This window comes from Pantoea sp. GCM10028869, from assembly GCF_042666835.1.
Lineage (GTDB): Bacteria > Pseudomonadota > Gammaproteobacteria > Enterobacterales > Enterobacteriaceae > Pantoea > Pantoea leporis.
The window spans coordinates 1-16,871 of record NZ_JBHTGO010000006.1 but is presented as its reverse complement, the minus strand read 5'-3'; the positions used below and the strand labels follow the sequence as shown (position 1 = coordinate 16,871).

The following is a 16,871-nucleotide window of genomic DNA, read 5'->3' as shown; positions in this document are numbered from 1 at the left end:
GCGCTGAAGGTCTAAATTCGATAACGTTGCGAGTGTTTCTTTACATTACTGTTGACCGGCAACGAAGGCGCAAAGAAATCGCCCTGCCCGCCCGAAACACCTAATCCCGACAGCGTTTGCCACTCCGCGCGTGTTCGCACACCCGCGGCGAAAACTTGAGTTGGCGATGACTTACACACTTCCAGCAAGCTCTGCACAAACAGCTGGTTCTCGGTGCGTCGTTCAATATTGCGTACCAAACCCGGCGCAAGTTTAATCACTTCTATCGGGAATTGTTTGATATAAGCGCTGCTCACCACCGTCAAACCAGCCTGATCCACCGCAATGCGACAGCCAAATGCGGTTAACATGTGAAAAACCGGCACTAAACGGCTGATGTGTTGACAAACGTCGGCCTCAGCAAGTTCAAATAAAAAACGTTTTCTTTGCGATTTGCTGCACTGTAGCAGCAGTTTTTGCAGCCAGCGCTGAAAAGGCCGCTGCAACAGCGAATCAATATTCACGGGAAGTGCCAGAGTTTCGTCCGGCCACACTTCCGAAAGCGCCGCGATGCGCGTCACCAGTTGACGATCCCAGCTGTCAGTCATACCCAGCTGCAATACCAGCGGCATAAACTCAGCCGACACCACTTCTTTGTCGCCATCAAACACACGCGTCAGTAATTCACGATGATGGACTTTTCCATCCAGCAACACCGCCGGCTTTTGGTACAGTCGCGGACCACCACGATTGAGCGTGTTCTCCAGCAAGGTCCGCCAGCGCACACTGCCGCGCCCCATATCCAGCGTATTGCCTTCGCCAACCGACCAGCTATTACCGCCCTGCAATGCCGCACGCCGCGTAGCCATCTCCACATTTTCCATCACCTGCGACACGCTCTGACCGCTGCGCCACGCGCTGATGCCGATGTGGATCAAATCATCACGATCGACCATGCGCATCGGCGGCAGTGAATCGACGGCATTAATCAGTTGATCGGCAATGCTGTTGGCTTCTTTTAAAGTGCGATGCGGCAGCAAGACGGCGAAATCACTGCGGAAATATCGCGCCAGCAGCGCGCCCGGATAGCGCAGCACAAAGGTCGACAGCATATTAATCAAATCAAACAGATACTCTTCCACCAGCGTTGGGCCGAGGGTTTCGTGCAGCATATCGAGGTCCGGCAGACGCACCATCATCACCACGCCGTGCGTGCCGACATCTTCCTGATCTTCCAGCAACGTCGCCAATTGGTTATCAAAGAACAAACGATTGTTCAGGCCGGTACGCGGATCTTGCGCCGCAAAGGTGCGAATTAAGGTATCGATGCGTAAACGCTGCTCGCCCGCTTCCTGCAAATCGCCCAGCAGCGCATCGATGGCGCGACTGGCTTTCGGCGGCCATTCCGCCGCATGGTCACCCTGCGAATGACGTTCACCGGTCAGAATGCGATCGGCGCGCGCTTCTAACTGTTCCATATCCCGCCAGCGCCGCTTGAGCCAGCGGTTGGTCATGACCAGCAGCACGCACATGATGGCGACGACCGTAAACAGGACCACCAGCGTATAAGTGCCGGTAAAGGAGCGAAACAGGGTTTTGGCCGGGTCCAGCACCACCACGCGCAGTTCGAGGCCCGGCGAATGCGTCAGGGGCAAATCGAACTGCACAAAGCGATTAGGCTCATCTTCTAACATCGGATTTTCATGGCGGGCTAAACTGAACACTAACGTATCGCCGTTCAGCAGTTGCACCTGTTCGGCATTGACCACCGGCATCATGCGCGTCAGCCACTGCGTGATTTCCTGCGGCGATTGTGAAGCCAGTGCTTTATCCACTTCAGTCGCCAGCGTTTGCATCCGCGTTTCCACGCGCTGCTGCGATAGCCAGATAAAACTAAAAGCGCAGCCCACCAGCATCAATATCATCGCCAGTAAACTTAATAAGGTGATAAACGCAGAAAATTTAGTTGTTAATCGCATCCCTGTGCCTGCATCACTGCGGTTATGAACGGTGTTAATCCGTCGGCGCCACGCTTACCCCTGGCGCAAACCTGTGCAAAATAGCACAAATCAAGGTGTGATTCAGCGCCAGACTGGCATCAAAATCGCACATAACACAGCATGATAAGCGCTACGGCGCGAGTATAGCGTTAAACCGTGATGGCCTGACTTTGCTACGGGCTTTTTCGTCCTATTCTCAAAGAGGGCGATGCGCCAGGAAATTTCACATTTTTCCCCGCAAGTTCGCGCCCGACACTGAAGTTGAGCATGCTGGTCATAATTTACTATTCACAGGAGAGCGTCATGAACCTGAAGCACTTGCTCACAGAAGCCGACGTCACGCCAGAAAGCGTCTTTAATATGCGCCGCCGTCAGGTGCTGAAAGCGTTGGGATTAGGCGCAGCAGCAGCCAGTTTACCCGGCACCGCGCAAGCCGATGTGCTGAGCTGGTTTAAAGGCAATGATCGTCCGCCCGCGCCCGCTGGCCGTGATTTAGATTTTACTAAACCGGCTGAATGGCAAGCCGATTTGCCGCTCACGCCGTTTGATAAGGTGTCAGGTTATAACAACTTCTATGAATTTGGCCTTGATAAAGCCGATCCTGCTGCCAACGCTGGCACGCTGAAAACCGATCCGTGGAAGCTGCGTATCGAAGGCGAAGTTGCCAAACCGATCACGCTGGATATGGATGGCATCTTCAAGCGTTTTGCCATGGAGCAGCGCATCTACCGCATGCGCTGTGTCGAAGCCTGGTCGATGGTAATTCCGTGGGTCGGTTTTGAACTCAACAAGCTGCTCAAACTGGCTGAACCCACCAGCAATGCGCGCTTTGTGGCGTTTGAAACGCTGTACGCACCTGACCAAATGCCGGGTCAGAAAGATCGCTTTATCGGCGGCGGGCTGGATTATCCCTATGTGGAAGGCTTGCGTCTTGATGAAGCGATGCATCCGCTGACGCTGCTGAGTACCGGCGTGTATGGCAAAGCGCTGCCGCCGCAGAATGGCGCACCGATTCGCCTGACGGTGCCGTGGAAATATGGCTTTAAAGGGATTAAATCGATTGTGAAGATTACGCTGACGCACGATCGCCCGCCAACGACCTGGAGCCAGATCGCCGCCAATGAGTATGGTTTCTACGCCAATGTGAACCCGCATGTGAATCATCCGCGCTGGTCGCAGGCAACCGAGCGCTTTATCGGTGCGGGCGGCATTCTGAAGGTTGATCGCCAACCTACGCTGCTGTTCAACGGCTACGCGAAAGAGGTGGCGTCGCTGTATCGCGGCCTGGATTTACGGGAGAACTATTGAGTGCGCCTCTCTTTACGTCACATCACTGCGTTGAAAGTCGTGCTGCATCTGGCGGCTTTTCTGCCGTTTGTGTATCTGTTTATGGCAGCGAGTCAGGGCTGGCTGAGCGCTGATCCGGCCAAAGATATCCAGCATTTTACTGGCAGAATGGCGCTTAAGTTGCTGCTCGCCACGCTGCTGGTTAGCCCGCTGACACGCTACCTGAAACAGCCGCTGCTGATTCGCACTCGCCGCCTGCTCGGCGTGTGGTGTTTCGCCTGGGCCAGTTTGCACCTTACCAGCTACTACTTGCTGGAACTTGGCTACGATCATCTGCGTTTACTCGGCAGCGAGCTGGTTTCGCGTCCTTATTTGTTACTGGGGATGATCAGCTGGATTATTCTCTTCGCCCTCGCCATCACCTCATTCCAGCGCATGCAGCGCAAACTGGGTCGTCGCTGGCAAACGCTGCATAACGGCGTCTATCTGGTCGCGATCCTCGTGCCGATTCACTATATCTGGTCAGTGAAAGTGCTCTCCCCGCAGCCGGTGATCTACGCCGTGCTGGCCATTGCGCTGTTAGCGTGGCGTTACAATAAGTTGCGTAAACTTCTCCCCAGATAATCCCCGCACGGTTGTGTTCCTCCCGCGAGATCTGTTAAAAAGTGTGGCCTTCGGGCCGCATTCGATCAACTTCGCAGATAAGACCAGTATTTTGCTGCGAATGTCGACGAAACGGATATAATGCCCGGCTTTATTGCAAGCGAAGTCTGGTTTTTCATCCGCAAGGGTGACAAACGCGAGATGTCGCGGTATTTTACGCGATGCCTTACTGATTGCAGGAGATAGCAGCAAGATGGCGCACAAATTTCACATACTGCTTTTGAACGGTCCCAACCTGAATTTATTGGGAACCCGCGAGCCTGATAAGTATGGTCGCACTACGTTGGCGCAAATCGTCGGCGATCTGACGCAACAGGCCGATCAGCACCATGTGAAATTGAGTCATTTGCAATCGAACGCAGAGTTTCAGTTGATTGACCGTATTCACGAAGCCCGCGGCAACGTGGACTACATCATCATCAATCCTGCTGCGTTCACGCATACCAGCGTTGCACTGCGTGATGCCCTGTTGGCGGTTAGCATTCCTTTTATTGAGGTGCATCTCTCGAACGTGCATGCACGCGAACCGTTCCGACATCACTCCTATCTTTCCGATGTATCTGCCGGCGTCATCTGTGGACTTGGCGCTGATGGATACGCGTGGGCTTTACAAACGGCAGTAAAACGCCTGTCACATTCCAATTAAACAGAGTACGGAACCACACTCATGGATATTCGTAAAATTAAGAAACTGATCGAACTGGTTGAAGAGTCTGGCATCTCCGAGCTGGAAATCTCCGAGGGCGAAGAGTCCGTTCGTATCAGCCGTTCACCTGCAAATGCCGGCTACCCAATGATGCAGCAGGCTTATGCTGCGCCAATGATGCAGCAGCAGCCTGCGTTGTCTACCGCGGTGGCGCCTGCCGCACCGGTTGCAGCAGAAGCCGCTAAACCAGAAATCAGTGGCCACATCGTGCGTTCACCAATGGTCGGCACTTTCTATCGCACGCCAAGCCCAGACGCGAAAGCTTTCGTTGAAGTTGGCCAGAAAGTGAATGCCGGCGACACCCTGTGCATCGTTGAAGCGATGAAAATGATGAACCAGATCGAAGCCGACAAATCCGGCGTTGTGAAGGCGATTCTGGTCGAAAGCGGCCAACCGGTTGAATTTGACGAGCCGCTGGTCATCATCGAATAACGAGGCGAAGCATGCTGGATAAAATTGTCATTGCTAACCGTGGTGAGATCGCGCTGCGCATTCTGCGTGCCTGCAAAGAGCTGGGCATTAAGACCGTTGCCGTGCACTCCACCGCGGACCGTGACCTGAAGCACGTGCTGCTGGCAGACGAAACCGTCTGCATCGGCCCGCCACCTTCAGTCAAAAGCTACCTGAACATCCCGGCACTGATCTCCGCCGCTGAAATTACCGGCGCGGTCGCGATCCACCCGGGTTACGGCTTCCTCTCTGAGAACGCCGATTTCGCCGAGCAGGTTGAGCGTTCAGGCTTTATCTTCATTGGCCCGAAAGCCGACACCATTCGCCTGATGGGCGACAAAGTGTCTGCCATCACCGCCATGAAGAAAGCGGGCGTGCCCACCGTGCCAGGTTCTGATGGCTCGCTGACCGACGACATGGAAAAAAACCGTGCCTTCGCTAAGCGCATCGGTTATCCGGTGATCATCAAAGCCTCCGGCGGCGGCGGCGGTCGCGGTATGCGCGTAGTGCGCAGCGACAAGGATCTTGAGCAATCCATCAACATGACGAAAGCGGAAGCCAAAGCGGCTTTCAACAACGACATGGTGTACATGGAGAAGTACCTCGAGAATCCACGCCACATTGAGATTCAGGTGCTGGCCGATGGCCAGGGTAACGCTATCTATCTGGCGGAACGTGACTGCTCAATGCAGCGTCGTCACCAGAAAGTCGTCGAAGAAGCGCCAGCGCCAGGCATCACGCCGGAACTGCGTCGCTACATCGGTGAGCGCTGCTCTAAAGCCTGTATCGATATCGGCTATCGCGGTGCAGGTACCTTCGAGTTCCTGTACGAAAACGGTGAGTTCTACTTCATCGAGATGAACACCCGTATTCAGGTGGAGCATCCGGTGACTGAGATGATCACCGGCGTCGATCTGATCAAAGAGCAGCTGCGTATTGCTGCTGGTCAGCCGCTGTCGATCAAACAGGAAGACGTGGTGATTCGCGGTCATGCGGTTGAATGCCGTATCAACGCCGAAGATCCCAACACCTTCCTGCCAAGCCCAGGCAAGATCGCCCGTTTCCACGCGCCGGGCGGCTTTGGTGTACGTTGGGAATCGCATATCTATGCCGGTTACAGCGTGCCACCGTACTACGATTCCATGATTGGTAAGCTGATTACCTACGGTGAAAACCGTGACGTGGCAATCTCGCGCATGAAGAATGCGCTGGCGGAACTGATCATCGACGGCATCAAGACCAACATTGAGCTGCAGATGAAAATCATGTCCGACGAAAACTTCCAGCAGGGTGGCACCAACATCCACTATCTGGAGAAAAAACTCGGCCTGCAAGAGAAGTAATTGCAGCGCAGAGCAAAGCAGAGGCCGGTTAACTCCGGCCTTTTTCATTTTTGTCGCCTTTGAGGTTACATAATGGATTGGCGTTTTTTACAAGCAAACAAAGAGGCGCGCTGGTCACTTTATCTGACGCTGGCCTACCTTGCCGTTTGGGGACTTTCTGCCTGGCTGGGCGGCAATGAGATCGGCTTGTTTGGCTTACCAAGGTGGTTCGAGCTTTCGTGTCTGTTCGCTCCGCTGCTGTTTATTGTGTTGTGCTGGCTGATGGTGCGCGTGCTGTTCCGCGACATGTCGCTGGAGGATAACGATGGACTCTGAAATCATTCTTCCGCTGCTGGCCTATCTGGTGCTGATCGCCGCGCTGTCGGTGTTTGCCATGCGCAAGCAGCGTCAGGGCAACTTCCTGAGCGAATACTTCCTCGGCAGCCGTTCGATGGGCGGCTTTGTGCTGGCCATGACCATCACCACCACATATATCAGCGCCAGCTCGTTCATTGGCGGCCCCGGCGCAGCCTATAAATATGGCCTTGGCTGGGTGCTGCTGGCGATGATTCAGGTGCCTGCCGTCTGGCTTTCGCTTGGCGTGTTAGGCAAGAAATTCGCCATTCTGGCGCGTCGCTACAACGCCGTGACGCTCAACGACATGTTGTATGGCCGCTACGGCAGCACGCTGCTGATTTGGCTCTCCAGCATCAGTTTGTTGGTGGCATTTATCGGCGCGATGACCGTGCAGTTCATCGGCGGTGCGCGCCTGCTGGAAACAGCGGCCGGCATTCCTTATGACACCGGCCTGCTGATCTTCGGCGGCACCATCGCGCTCTACACCGCTTTCGGTGGCTTCCGCGCCAGCGTGCTGAACGATGCGATGCAAGGTTTGGTAATGCTGATCGGCACCTTCCTGCTGCTGTTTGCAGTGATTCACCACGCTGGCGGATTAGCCTCCGCAGTGACCAAACTGCATGATATCGATCCGCAGCTGACCTCACCGGAAGGCGTGGGCAATGTCATCAACCCAACCTTCCTCAGCTCGTTTGCCGTGCTGGTGTGTTTCGGGGTGATTGGCCTGCCCCACACCGCGGTGCGCTGTATTTCCTATAAAGACAGCAAAGCCATGCATCGTGGCATTGTGCTCGGCACCATTGTAGTGGTGATCCTGATGCTTGGTATGCATCTGGCCGGTGCGCTGGGACGCGTGATTTTGCCCGATCTCACCATCCCCGATCGCGTGATTCCCACGCTGATGATTACCGTATTACCGCCCATGGCGGCGGGCGTATTTCTTGCGGCGCCGATGGCGGCCATTATGTCGACCATCAACGCGCAGCTGCTGCAATCCTCCGCTACGCTGATCAAAGATCTCTACCTGCGTATTGCCCCGCAGCACAGTGAAAATGAAGCGCGCCTGCGCATGCTGTCAGGCACCATCACTTTTGTGCTCGGTGTGCTGCTATTGCTGGCAGCGTGGAATCCGCCCGATATGATTATCTGGCTGAATCTGCTGGCATTTGGTGGCCTTGAAGCGGTATTTCTATGGCCGCTGGTGCTGGGTTTGTACTGGGAGCGCGCCAACTCCACCGGTGCGATCAGCGGCATGCTGGTCGGCGCGGGATGCTATACGCTGCTTGCCAGCCTGAATATTGAGTGGTGGGGCTTCCACCCCATCGTTCCGTCATTGACCTTAAGCCTGCTGGCCTTCCTGGTGGGCAATCTGTTTGGCCGCACGCCTGCAACGCATGCCGCGGCACTGGAATAAAGAGAAACGCTATGCCTTGGATTCAAATCAAAATTAACAGCACCGGCGAAAACGCCGAAACCCTGAGCGATGCGCTGATGGAGGTTGGCGCGGTGTCGGTCACTTTCCAGGACACGCACGACAATCCAGTGTACGAGCCGCTGCCGGGCGAAACGCTGCTGTGGGGCGATACCGATGTCATCGGCCTGTTCGACGCTGAAACCGAGATGAGCGATGTGGTGGCCGAGTTAAGCCAGCATCCGCTGCTGGGATCCGCGTTTCGCCATAAGATCGAGCAGATCGAAGATAAAGACTGGGAGCGCGAATGGATGGATAACTTCCACCCGATGCGTTTCGGTGAGCGTCTGTGGATCTGCCCAAGCTGGCGCGATGTGCCGGATCCAAATGCCGTCAATGTGATGCTGGATCCGGGCCTCGCCTTTGGTACCGGCACGCATCCTACCACATCGATGTGTTTGACCTGGCTTGATGGCCTGGATCTGCAGGGCAAAACGGTGATCGACTTTGGCTGTGGCTCCGGCATTCTCGCTATCGCTGCACTAAAATTGGGCGCGGCGCAGGCGATCGGCATTGATATCGATCCGCAGGCGATTCAGGCCAGCCGTGATAACGCCGAGCGTAATGGCGTCTCTGAGCGTCTGGCGCTCTATCTGCCCCACCAGCAGCCGGAAAACTTGCAGGCTGACGTGGTGGTCGCCAACATCCTCGCGGGTCCGCTGCGTGAGCTGGCACCGCTGATTAGCGTGCTGCCGAAAGCCGGCGGTCATCTTGGATTGTCCGGCGTGTTAGCGAGCCAGGCTGAAAGCGTGTGTGAAGCCTACGCCGAGCGTTTTGAGCTCGACGCGGTTGCAGAGAAAGAAGAGTGGTGCCGCATCACCGGCGTACGCCGCTAACCTGCCCGCTTGCCAGTCGGGCTAACTGACTGGCAAGCCGTACTATTTTTCTGAGACCCGTCTCAAAGCGCCAGCCCTTCTCAACCCTTGCCGTTTCTTTACATTTCAGTCATTACAATCCTGCTCCAGGCGATAGCGCTATCCCTGCTGGCAATGCCTTTGATGGCATTTCACTTCGATAAATCGCTGAAAGTAATGGATGATGAAAAAGAAACTTTGTTTATTCGCTCTGCTGACAAGCATGGCATCGTATGCGCACGCACACAGCTCAAACTGGTCTTATGAAGCGCCGGATGAATGGGGCAATCTGCACGCCGATTATTACACCTGTAAAAGCGGTGTGAACCAGTCGCCTGTCGATATCCGCAAGGTGGTGAATGGACAATTGCCGCCGCTAACGTTGAGCTATCAAGCCAAACAAAAATCCATCATCAATAACGGTCACACCATCCAGATCAACGTCAAAGATGGCGATGCGCTCGCGCTGGATGGCGAAGCTTATACGCTGCGTCAGTTCCACTTCCATACGCCGAGCGAAAATCTGATTGATGGCAAACGCTTTCCGCTGGCCGCGCATTTCGTCCATGCCAGCGAAGAGGGACATCTGGCGGTGGTTGGCGTGATGTTTGAAGCCGGGGCAGAAAACCCTGCGCTGGCAGAGATCCTGCGTGAGCTGCCACCTGAAGTTAACAAAGAGGCGGCGCTGCAACAGCCACTTAATCTCAGCGCTTTGATTCCGGGTCAAAAGAACTACTATCGCTTTAGCGGTTCGTTGACGACGCCACCTTGTACTGAAGGTGTGCGCTGGTTAGTGATGAAGCAAACTGTTTCGGCATCAACTGAACAGCTTAAAACGTTCGCCAAACGGTTAGGTGAGCATGGCAACAGTCGCCCAATACAGCCGCTGAATGGTCGCGTGGTTATTGAATAGTTGCCTGATGTCTGAGGTTATATCTGTCACTCCTCCACGACGTAGGTTTTTGGGGAGTGACGCTAACCCTACGTGACTAAGTAGTTCAATTAATAATCATAATGGCGTCATTTCTTTCGCTAATTACCGGAAGAAGCGGTTTTTATGTTGTGATTTAGGTGATGTTTTGAGAAAAATTTTTGTACACAATTTCAGCATATTTTTTTAATCTCATGAATTATAAAGATTAATAACTCATCCCTTACTGGATAACGCTATTTCCGTGCTCTGTGAGAGCGAATTGTTCAAAGTTTGGCCTTTCATCTTCTTTAAAAAATGCGTAATATACGCCGCCTTGCGAACAGTTAGGGTCACTTCTTTTTTCATGCGCATTGGACAACATCAGCTACGTAATCGACTCATTGCTGCGCCTATGGCCGGAGTATCCGATAAGCCATTTCGCACCCTGTGTTACGAGAACGGCGCCGGTATGACTGTCTCCGAGATGCTGTCGTCGAACCCGGAAGTTTGGGCCAGTGACAAATCCCGTTTGCGTATGGTGCATAGTGACGAGCCTGGTATCCGCGCCGTGCAAATTGCCGGTTGCGATCCTGATGAGATGGCTGCTGCCGCGCGCATTAATGTGGCGTCTGGCGCGCAGATTATCGATATCAACATGGGCTGCCCGGCCAAAAAAGTGAATCGTAAGATGGCAGGTTCAGCGCTGCTGCAACATCCGCAACTGGTGGAGTCGATTCTCACCGCGGTGGTTAATGCAGTGGATGTACCGGTTACGCTGAAAATTCGTACCGGCTGGGACAAAGAAAATCGTAATTGTGTAGAGATTGCCCAATTGGCTGAACGCTGTGGCATTCAGGCTCTCACCATTCATGGCCGCACGCGCGCCTGTTTGTTTGAGGGATTTGCTGAATACGACAGCATTCGGACAGTTAAGCAGAGCGTTTCCATTCCGATTATTGCGAATGGCGACATTACTGACCCGCATAAAGCCAGAGCGGTGCTCGACTATACCGGAGCCGATGCTCTTATGGTTGGCCGTGCCGCTCAGGGAAGACCGTGGATCTTCCGGGAAATCCAGCATTATCTGGACACAGGGGAGCTGCTGGCACCGAAGCCGCTGGCTGAAGTGAAGCAAATGCTGATTGGACATATACGGGAGCTGCACGACTTTTACGGTCAGCGCAAAGGATACCGTATTGCCCGAAAACACGTTTCCTGGTATTTGCAGGAAAGTGCTCCTGATGACCAGTTTCGGCGCACATTCAACGCCATAGAGGATGCCAGCGAACAGCTGGAGGCGTTGGAGGCATACTTCGAAAATCTTGCGTAAACGAAATAAAGAGCTGAAAGAACTATGTTCGAACAACGCGTAAATTCTGACGTACTCACCGTTTCTACCGTTAACTCTCAGGATCAGGTGACCCAAAAGCCACTGCGTGATTCGGTTAAACAGTCACTGAAGAACTATTTTGCTCAACTGAACGGTCAGGATGTGAGTGATCTGTATGAGCTGGTATTGGCAGAAGTCGAGCAGCCTCTGTTGGACATGGTGATGCAGTACACCCGTGGCAACCAGACCCGTGCAGCTCTGATGATGGGTATCAACCGCGGTACCCTGCGTAAGAAGCTGAAAAAATACGGCATGAACTAATCTGTTCGTTGCTGCGATAACGCCAGCCTTGCGGCTGGCGTTTTTGTTTCTGCTGCCGGTAATTTCCTGAGGTTAAAAACGCATGAAACAATTGGCGCGATAATGGTAACGATAGTTGCAATTGCAGCAGTGATATCCCATCCTTCTTAGCAACGCATTTACCCTCACTTTATTACGCGCTCATTTATCCTTTCATCACCCTTCAGCCCGCTTTCTCTGTGATCCTCAACCGCTTCGGCCGTAAGTGTGCAAACTCATACATCCACTCCTGAGCGTTAGCTCACACTGCTTCCATATAGTGAAACTTTTTGCACTATTTGTGATCGTGTCGTCTCGTCATGCTGCCTTTTGGTGCGCCATATTAGCCAGAATCTTCTGAGTGCTTCAGTTTATTAAAAGATCTTTCCAGAGAATTCAGGATTCTGCAAACCTGGCATCAGGTTTGCAGAGTTGTGGATGGCTAACCACCACAGACAGAAAACAGCGCACATTAAAGTGCGCGCAAACATAACAACACACGATATCGCCACACAGGATGCTTTATGAAAAAGATGATGCTTTCCACTCTGGTCGCTGCAGCCTCGCTGTTAGCTGTTGCTCAACAAGCGCACGCTGGCACCACGCTGGATGCCATTAAGAAGAAAGGTTTTATACAGTGCGGCATCAGTGACGGCCTGCCAGGCTTCTCTTATGCTGACTCTAACGGCAAATTCACCGGTATTGACGTGGATGTATGCCGTGCAGCCGCTGCCGCAGTATTTGGCGACGCAACTAAAGTGAAATACACCCCGCTGACCGCAAAAGAACGCTTCACCGCGCTGCAGTCTGGCGAAGTAGACATCTTATCTCGTAACACCACATGGACCTCATCACGCGATGGCGGCATGGGCTTCCTGTTTGCAGGCGTGAACTATTACGACGGTATCGGCTTCCTGACGCACCAGAAAGCCGGTCTGAAAAGTGCTAAAGAGTTGGATGGCGCCACCGTGTGTATCCAGGCCGGTACTGATACCGAGCTGAACGTGGCTGACTACTTCAAAACCCATAAAATGCAGTACACCCCAGTGACCTTCGACCGCTCTGACGAATCCGCTAAAGCGCTCGACAGCGGCCGTTGCGACACCCTCGCGTCTGACCAATCTCAGCTGTATGCGCTGCGTATCAAACTTGGCAAGCCAGACGAGTTCATTGTACTGCCAGAAGTGATCTCGAAAGAGCCGCTGGGGCCCGTGGTACGTCGCGGTGATGACGATTGGTTCACCATCGTCAAATGGTCGCTGTATGCCATGCTGAACGCGGAAGAGATGGGTATCAGCTCTAAAAATGTCGATGACATGGTAGCGAAACCGACTACGCCGGATATGGCACATCTGCTGGGCGCGGAAGGTGACTTCGGTAAAGACCTGAAGCTCGATAACAAGTGGGCTTACAACATCATCAAACAAGTGGGTAACTATCAGGAAGTGTTCGACCGTAACGTCGGTAAAGACAGCGCACTGAAAATTAAGCGCGGCCAGAATGCGCTGTGGAATGCGGGCGGCATCCAGTACGCTCCGCCAGTTCGTTAATTCCATTCTGCCAGTCGGGCACCGCATCCTGCGGTGCCCACGCGTAATCTTCACTGAGGTTTTAACATGTCGCAACGCCCAACCGTAAAAAGGGATTTTTCGTTCGGTAATCCTACGGTTCGCGCCTGGCTTTACCAGATCGTCGCGATTGTTGCCGTGCTTGCTGTGGTGGGATATTTAATCCACAACACCGTAATCAATCTGGCAAATCGTGGCATCACTTCCGGATTCGGGTTTCTGGATCGCAGTGCCGGCTTCGGCATTGTCCAGCACCTGATCGATTACACCGAAGGCGACACTTACGCGCGCGTGTTTATGGTGGGGTTGACCAACACCCTGCTGGTTTCTGCGCTCTGTATTGTTTTCGCTTCGATCCTTGGCTTTGCCGTGGGCCTGGCTCGCTTGTCTGAGAACTGGCTGCTGCGCAAGCTTTCAACCATTTATATCGAGACCTTCCGTAATATCCCGCCGCTGCTGCAGATCTTTTTCTGGTACTTCGCGGTACTGCGTAACCTGCCCGGCCCACGTCAGGCACTCAACGCTTTTGATTTGGCATTCGTCAGCAATCGCGGTTTGTATATTCCGTGGCCAGAGTACGCACCTGGCACATGGCCATTCCTGATCGCGCTGGCGTTAGCGGTGCTGGGTTGCGTGGCGCTGTTCCGCTACAACCGTAAGCATCAGTTAAAAACCGGCCAACTGCGTCGCACCTGGCCGGCTGCGGTTGGGTTACTGATTCTGCTGCCGCTGATTGCTCATACCTTGTTTGGCGTTGCCATGCATTGGGATGTGCCGGAACTGCGTGGATTTAACTTCCGCGGCGGTTTCGTGATGATCCCTGAGCTCGCCGCGTTGACTCTCGCGCTGTCGGTTTATACCTCGTCGTTCATCGCCGAAGTGATTCGTTCCGGTATTCAGTCGGTGCCACATGGTCAAAGTGAAGCCGCACGTTCGCTCGGTTTACCTAATCCAGTGACCATGCGACAGGTGATCATTCCGCAGGCAATGCGTGTGATTATCCCGCCACTCACCAGCCAGTACCTCAACATCGTGAAAAACTCATCGCTGGCGGCCGCTATCGGCTATCCAGATATGGTTTCGCTGTTTGCCGGTACCGTGCTGAACCAAACCGGTCAGGCGATAGAAACCATCGCGATTACCATGGCGGTTTACCTGATTATCAGCCTGATCATTTCACTGCTGATGAACCTCTACAATCGCAAAATTGCGCTGGTTGAGCGTTAAGAGAACGGGATCATTATGTCTGTTACTACACATGAAACACCGCCGATTCCGACCAATCCACTTAGCAAGGCTTGGCTCTGGGCACGCAAAAATCTGTTCTCCAGCTGGCTGAATACATTGCTGACGTTGTTCAGCATCTGGCTTATCTGGAACGTGATTCCTCCGGCACTGAACTGGCTGGTATTTCAGGCTAACTGGATTGGTGAGATACGCGCAGACTGTACCAAAGAAGGTGCATGTTGGGTGTTTATCCATGCACGCTTTGGCCAGTTTATGTATGGACTCTATCCGCATGAACTGCGCTGGCGCATCAACCTGTCGCTGCTCATCGGCTTGCTCTCGATTATTCCGATGTTCATCAAATCAATGCCGCGTCGCGGTCGCTACATCGCTTGTTGGGCGGTAGTCTATCCGGTTGTGGTTTGGTTCCTGATGTACGGTGGCTATTTCGGTTTAGAGCGCGTAGAGACTCGCCAGTGGGGCGGCCTGACATTAACGCTGATCATCGCTTCAGTGGGGATTGCCGGCGCGCTGCCGTTGGGGATTTTACTGGCGCTGGGACGCCGCTCTGAAATGCCGGTGGTGCGTACACTTTCGATCATCTTCATTGAGTTCTGGCGTGGTGTACCGCTGATCACCGTACTGTTTATGTCGTCGGTGATGCTGCCGCTGTTTATGGCGGAAGGTACCACCATCGACAAACTGGTGCGTGCGTTGGTTGGCGTGATTTTGTTCCAGTCTGCGTATGTCGCGGAAGTGGTGCGCGGCGGTTTGCAGGCGCTACCAAAAGGCCAATATGAAGCCGCTGAATCTCTGTCGCTGGGCTACTGGAAAACCCAGATGCTGGTGATTTTACCGCAGGCGCTCAAGATGACCATTCCCGGCCTGGTGAATACCATCATTGCGCTGTTTAAAGATACCAGCCTGGTGATCATCATCGGCTTATTCGATCTCTTCAGTAGCGTGCAGCAAGCCACCGTTGATCCAACCTGGTTGGGTATGTCGACGGAAGGCTATGTATTTGCTGCCATGGTTTACTGGATTTTCTGTTTTAGCATGTCGCGCTATAGCCAGTATCTGGAGAAGCGTTTTCACACCGGGCGTGCATCGCACTGAGGTTTAACATGACACAAACTATGACTAATGCGGCTGATGCCATGATGATTACACTCGAAAACGTTAACAAATGGTACGGTCAGTTCCATGTATTGAAAGACATCAATTTAAAAGTAAAACCACGCGAGCGTATCGTACTGTGCGGACCGTCCGGTTCGGGTAAATCGACCACTATTCGTTGTATCAATCACCTCGAAGAACATCAGCAAGGACGCATCGTGGTGGATGGCATCCATCTCAATCACGATGTGCGTAATATTGAACGAGTTCGAACCGAAGTAGGCATGGTTTTCCAGCACTTTAATCTTTTCCCGCATCTTACCGTTTTGCAAAACTGTACGCTGGCACCGATTTGGGTACGCAAAATGCCGAAGAAAGAAGCAGAAGAGCTGGCCATGCATTACCTTCAGCGTGTACGCATTGCTGAGCATGCGCATAAATTTCCTGGCCAGCTTTCAGGTGGTCAGCAACAGCGTGTGGCGATCGCCCGTTCACTCTGTATGAAGCCGAAAATTATGCTGTTTGATGAGCCAACCTCCGCGCTCGATCCCGAGATGGTTAAAGAAGTACTCGATACGATGATTGGCCTGGCAGAAGATGGCATGACCATGTTGTGCGTTACCCATGAGATGGGATTTGCGCGTACGGTGGCGGATCGTGTGATCTTCATGGATCGGGGTGAAATTGTCGAAGAAGCTCCGCCTCAGGAGTTCTTTGCCAATCCGAAATCAGAACGTACACGTGCGTTTCTGTCACAGGTTATTCATTGATATCCAGTGAGTAAGATTAAGAAACGCCTCTGCTGAAAAGCAGGGGCTTTTTTTATAACTGCAATTTGAATTGGGTTAGGTTTGTGAGTGACAGCGGAAGGTTTCTGATGCATACAAAAAAGCCCTGAACTTTCGTTCAGGGCTTCTGTGTTTGATGCCTGGCAGTTCCCTACTCTCGCATGGGGAGACCCCACACTACCATCGGCGCTACGGCGTTTCACTTCTGAGTTCGGCATGGGGTCAGGTGGGACCACCGCGCTAAAGCCGCCAGGCAAATTCTGTAATTTACCGAACTCACGCTTTAAAACTGGTGCTGATACCCAGAGTCGAACTGGGGACCTCACCCTTACCAAGGGTGCGCTCTACCAACTGAGCCATATCAGCACACTTTAATTTGATGCCTGGCAGTTCCCTACTCTCGCATGGGGAGGCCCCACACTACCATCGGCGCTACGGCGTTTCACTTCTGAGTTCGGCATGGGGTCAGGTGGGACCACCGCGCTAAAGCCGCCAGGCAAA

At 53.4% G+C, this 16,871-nt stretch carries 16 protein-coding genes, 1 tRNA gene and 2 rRNA genes; 15 read left to right on the top strand and 4 right to left on the bottom strand.

Features of this window, described 5'->3' with window-relative positions; all coding sequences use genetic code 11:
- Positions 1–11: 11 nt before the first annotated feature.
- A complete protein-coding gene (gene csrD / locus ACFQW4_RS16270) occupies positions 12–1,958 on the bottom strand; it encodes an RNase E specificity factor CsrD (RefSeq protein ID WP_377726216.1) in 1,947 nt (648 codons plus the stop codon).
- 324 nt (positions 1,959–2,282) lie between these two features.
- On the opposite strand from csrD, the gene msrP reads away from it, so the two are divergent.
- The 15 genes from msrP to ACFQW4_RS16195 all read left to right on the top strand — a co-directional run bounded on the left by msrP (position 2,283) and on the right by ACFQW4_RS16195 (position 16,352).
- A complete protein-coding gene (gene msrP / locus ACFQW4_RS16265) occupies positions 2,283–3,287 on the top strand; it encodes a protein-methionine-sulfoxide reductase catalytic subunit MsrP (protein WP_377726214.1) in 1,005 nt (334 codons plus the stop codon).
- Complete coding sequence (gene msrQ / locus ACFQW4_RS16260) at positions 3,288–3,890, top strand: protein-methionine-sulfoxide reductase heme-binding subunit MsrQ (protein WP_101762836.1); 603 nt, start codon at positions 3,288–3,290, stop codon at positions 3,888–3,890. It abuts the gene before it with no gap.
- 232 nt (positions 3,891–4,122) lie between these two features.
- Entirely contained in the window at positions 4,123–4,575 is a 453-nt protein-coding gene (aroQ, locus tag ACFQW4_RS16255) for a type II 3-dehydroquinate dehydratase (RefSeq protein ID WP_377726212.1), read from the top strand.
- Between the two features lie 21 nt (positions 4,576–4,596).
- Positions 4,597–5,067 (top strand): acetyl-CoA carboxylase biotin carboxyl carrier protein, encoded by a 471-nt coding sequence (accB, locus tag ACFQW4_RS16250; RefSeq protein WP_101762834.1) that lies wholly within the window; start codon positions 4,597–4,599, stop codon positions 5,065–5,067.
- 11 nt (positions 5,068–5,078) lie between these two features.
- Positions 5,079–6,428 (top strand): acetyl-CoA carboxylase biotin carboxylase subunit, encoded by a 1,350-nt coding sequence (gene accC, locus ACFQW4_RS16245; RefSeq protein WP_271461329.1) that lies wholly within the window; start codon positions 5,079–5,081, stop codon positions 6,426–6,428.
- A gap of 72 nt (positions 6,429–6,500) precedes the next feature.
- Complete coding sequence (locus ACFQW4_RS16240) at positions 6,501–6,743, top strand: YhdT family protein (RefSeq protein WP_101762833.1); 243 nt, start codon at positions 6,501–6,503, stop codon at positions 6,741–6,743.
- Complete coding sequence (panF, locus tag ACFQW4_RS16235; RefSeq protein ID WP_101762832.1) at positions 6,733–8,178, top strand: sodium/pantothenate symporter; 1,446 nt, start codon at positions 6,733–6,735, stop codon at positions 8,176–8,178. Before ACFQW4_RS16240 ends, panF begins: the two co-directional genes overlap by 11 nt.
- Positions 8,179–8,189: 11 nt before the next feature.
- Positions 8,190–9,071 (top strand): 50S ribosomal protein L11 methyltransferase, encoded by an 882-nt coding sequence (prmA, locus tag ACFQW4_RS16230; RefSeq protein ID WP_110867451.1) that lies wholly within the window; start codon positions 8,190–8,192, stop codon positions 9,069–9,071.
- Positions 9,072–9,312: 241 nt separating this feature from the next.
- On the top strand, positions 9,313–10,002 hold the full coding sequence (locus ACFQW4_RS16225; protein ID WP_377726208.1) for a carbonic anhydrase: 690 nt from the start codon (positions 9,313–9,315) through the stop codon (positions 10,000–10,002).
- Between the two features lie 364 nt (positions 10,003–10,366).
- The gene (gene dusB / locus ACFQW4_RS16220; RefSeq protein WP_101762829.1) at positions 10,367–11,332 is read left to right on the top strand and encodes a tRNA dihydrouridine synthase DusB; all 966 of its coding nucleotides are present in this window, start codon (positions 10,367–10,369) and stop codon (positions 11,330–11,332) included.
- A gap of 24 nt (positions 11,333–11,356) precedes the next feature.
- Positions 11,357–11,653, top strand: coding sequence for a DNA-binding transcriptional regulator Fis (gene fis / locus ACFQW4_RS16215; protein ID WP_007891954.1), 297 nt, complete (start codon positions 11,357–11,359; stop codon positions 11,651–11,653).
- A gap of 542 nt (positions 11,654–12,195) precedes the next feature.
- A complete protein-coding gene (locus ACFQW4_RS16210; protein WP_101762828.1) occupies positions 12,196–13,221 on the top strand; it encodes an amino acid ABC transporter substrate-binding protein in 1,026 nt (341 codons plus the stop codon).
- Between the two features lie 66 nt (positions 13,222–13,287).
- Entirely contained in the window at positions 13,288–14,466 is a 1,179-nt protein-coding gene (locus tag ACFQW4_RS16205) for an amino acid ABC transporter permease (RefSeq protein ID WP_101762827.1), read from the top strand.
- Between the two features lie 15 nt (positions 14,467–14,481).
- Positions 14,482–15,582 carry an amino acid ABC transporter permease gene (locus tag ACFQW4_RS16200; protein WP_377726205.1) on the top strand — a complete coding sequence of 367 codons (1,101 nt, stop codon included), beginning with the start codon at positions 14,482–14,484 and terminating at the stop codon, positions 15,580–15,582.
- A gap of 8 nt (positions 15,583–15,590) precedes the next feature.
- Positions 15,591–16,352: an amino acid ABC transporter ATP-binding protein gene (locus ACFQW4_RS16195; RefSeq protein ID WP_061720213.1), complete on the top strand. Its 762-nt coding sequence runs from the start codon at positions 15,591–15,593 to the stop codon at positions 16,350–16,352.
- 156 nt (positions 16,353–16,508) lie between these two features.
- Here ACFQW4_RS16195 and rrf (ACFQW4_RS16190) read toward each other — a convergent pair.
- The 3 genes from rrf (ACFQW4_RS16190) to rrf (ACFQW4_RS16180) all read right to left on the bottom strand — a co-directional run bounded on the left by rrf (ACFQW4_RS16190) (position 16,509) and on the right by rrf (ACFQW4_RS16180) (position 16,867).
- A 5S ribosomal RNA gene (rrf, locus tag ACFQW4_RS16190) occupies positions 16,509–16,624 on the bottom strand.
- A gap of 36 nt (positions 16,625–16,660) precedes the next feature.
- Positions 16,661–16,736: transfer RNA gene (locus ACFQW4_RS16185), tRNA-Thr, on the bottom strand.
- Between the two features lie 15 nt (positions 16,737–16,751).
- Positions 16,752–16,867, bottom strand: a 5S ribosomal RNA gene (gene rrf / locus ACFQW4_RS16180).
- Between the last annotated feature and the right edge of the window lie 4 nt (positions 16,868–16,871).

Bases quoted from the DNA above. Each gene is read 5' to 3' on its own strand.
- msrP (WP_377726214.1), top strand. From the start codon at position 2,283: ATGAACCTGAAGCACTTGCTCACAGAAGCCGACGTCACGCCAGAAAGC.
- accB (WP_101762834.1), top strand. From the start codon at position 4,597: ATGGATATTCGTAAAATTAAGAAACTGATCGAACTGGTTGAAGAGTCT.
- ACFQW4_RS16200 (WP_377726205.1), top strand. From the start codon at position 14,482: ATGTCTGTTACTACACATGAAACACCGCCGATTCCGACCAATCCACTT.
- ACFQW4_RS16225 (WP_377726208.1), top strand. From the start codon at position 9,313: ATGGCATCGTATGCGCACGCACACAGCTCAAACTGGTCTTATGAAGCG.
- ACFQW4_RS16205 (WP_101762827.1), top strand. From the start codon at position 13,288: ATGTCGCAACGCCCAACCGTAAAAAGGGATTTTTCGTTCGGTAATCCT.
- dusB (WP_101762829.1), top strand. From the start codon at position 10,367: ATGCGCATTGGACAACATCAGCTACGTAATCGACTCATTGCTGCGCCT.
- aroQ (WP_377726212.1), top strand. From the start codon at position 4,123: ATGGCGCACAAATTTCACATACTGCTTTTGAACGGTCCCAACCTGAAT.
- prmA (WP_110867451.1), top strand. From the start codon at position 8,190: ATGCCTTGGATTCAAATCAAAATTAACAGCACCGGCGAAAACGCCGAA.
- panF (WP_101762832.1), top strand. From the start codon at position 6,733: ATGGACTCTGAAATCATTCTTCCGCTGCTGGCCTATCTGGTGCTGATC.
- ACFQW4_RS16210 (WP_101762828.1), top strand. From the start codon at position 12,196: ATGAAAAAGATGATGCTTTCCACTCTGGTCGCTGCAGCCTCGCTGTTA.
- fis (WP_007891954.1), top strand. From the start codon at position 11,357: ATGTTCGAACAACGCGTAAATTCTGACGTACTCACCGTTTCTACCGTT.
- accC (WP_271461329.1), top strand. From the start codon at position 5,079: ATGCTGGATAAAATTGTCATTGCTAACCGTGGTGAGATCGCGCTGCGC.
- ACFQW4_RS16195 (WP_061720213.1), top strand. From the start codon at position 15,591: ATGACACAAACTATGACTAATGCGGCTGATGCCATGATGATTACACTC.
- ACFQW4_RS16240 (WP_101762833.1), top strand. From the start codon at position 6,501: ATGGATTGGCGTTTTTTACAAGCAAACAAAGAGGCGCGCTGGTCACTT.
- csrD (WP_377726216.1), bottom strand. From the start codon at position 1,958: ATGCGATTAACAACTAAATTTTCTGCGTTTATCACCTTATTAAGTTTA.